This is a genomic window from Microbacterium sp. ISL-103 (genome assembly GCF_018613995.1).
In the GTDB taxonomy this organism is placed as follows: Bacteria; Actinomycetota; Actinomycetes; order Actinomycetales; family Microbacteriaceae; genus Microbacterium.
On sequence record NZ_JAGGPD010000404.1, the window covers coordinates 1 to 1,359 of the forward strand.

General features: G+C 67.1%; 2 protein-coding genes and 1 pseudogene. 2 read left to right on the plus strand and 1 reads right to left on the minus strand.

What is annotated here, in order from left to right:
- Positions 1-46: 46 nt before the first annotated feature.
- Positions 47-316, minus strand: a complete 270-nt coding sequence (locus J7E68_RS14515; protein ID WP_215173720.1) for a hypothetical protein — start codon at positions 314-316, stop codon at positions 47-49.
- Positions 317-522: 206 nt separating this feature from the next.
- Between J7E68_RS14515 and J7E68_RS14520 the strand changes: the two genes are divergently transcribed.
- On the plus strand, positions 523-1,101 hold the full coding sequence (locus tag J7E68_RS14520) for a single-stranded DNA-binding protein (protein ID WP_215173722.1): 579 nt from the start codon (positions 523-525) through the stop codon (positions 1,099-1,101).
- A 77-nt stretch (positions 1,102-1,178) separates the two neighbouring features.
- Positions 1,179-1,359: pseudogene (locus J7E68_RS14525) on the plus strand (hypothetical protein); the annotation flags it as partial.

The window sequence follows — 1,359 nt, forward strand, 5'->3', positions numbered from 1 at the left end:
AGGTTCGAATCCTGCCGGGGGCACCATCAGCGGGAAGACACGGCGGTCAACCGTTCCGCAGTGCGGCGACCGCGTCGTCGGCCCTCCAGAAGTCTCCGACCAGTCGGAAGGACCCAGAGCCGAGGTGGAGCCGCTCTGCTCGGTAGCGCAGCCCGAGCGGATCCGGGATCAGCCTCAGATGACCCAGTACCCGCCCTGACGGGGACTGCACCCGCCAGAGGTGGGCGGAAGCGCGGACGAGGTGCTCTTTCGAGGACGACAGTCGGGGCGTCGCGTAGGGAACCTCGGGCGGTGACGTGATCAGGGTGTCGGACATCGGAACTCCTTTCGTGGTTCGAACGTATGACCGACCACCGACATTGCGTTCCGCCGCGGACATGCGCTAGGTCGCACCTCTTCTGCACCGCAGCCCTGGTGCTCCAGGTTCTTCACTTCTCCCGGGTTCGGGCCTCTTCTCACCCGTTGAGAGAGCGCAGTCTGGATCCAACCGGACGTGCGTTCCGGGACTCAGAGGAGAGACACATGCACGACACAGTGACCATCGTCGGAAACGTCGCGACCGATCCGACGCAGGGGCGGACATCGAGCGGCATCCCCGTGACCAACTTCCGACTCGCCAGCACCCATCGCAGGTTCGACGAGGCGACGCAGACATGGGTCGACGTCGCGACGAACTGGTACTCGGTCGCGGCGTTCCGCCAGCTCGGCGAACACGCCAAGACCTCGTTGCGATCGGGCGACAGCGTGATCGTCACGGGCCGGATGAAGATCCGCGCATGGGAGAACAACGGCAAGCAGGGGACCAGCGTCGACATCGACGCCGATGCGATCGGTCACGACCTGCGCTGGGGCACGACCGCGTATCGGCGCAGTCCGCGCACCGCGGGTGCGGAGCAGCACAGGAACAACGGATCCACCGTGCCGGCGGATGGCGAGAGCACGGACTCGGAGGGCGATGGCGGCCCGCAGATCCGCACTCCGTGGGCGGAGATCGACGTCGACGCGTCGGATGGCGACATCGATGCGTCGGACGACGGCTCTGATCCGTCGGAGTCGGCCCAGCCCGTGCACACATCGAAGGTCTCTGCAGCGACGTACTGACATCGTCGCCTCCCTGCACCGCACATACATGCCGATCGCCTCGTACGCGAGCGGAGGAGCGCCCGTAGACTCGGTCTGTGCTTCGACCGAACTCCTCCGCATCGCGTGCGGCGACCTGGGGCGGCGCAGCGACGCTCCTGCTTCTGCTGACGGCGTGCGGTCCGATCGCGACGCCGGAACCCTCGCCGTCGTCGACCGAGGTCCAAGCAACGCCGACTCCGTCGGCCACGCCTGCGGGGCCGACGTACATCGCCGACG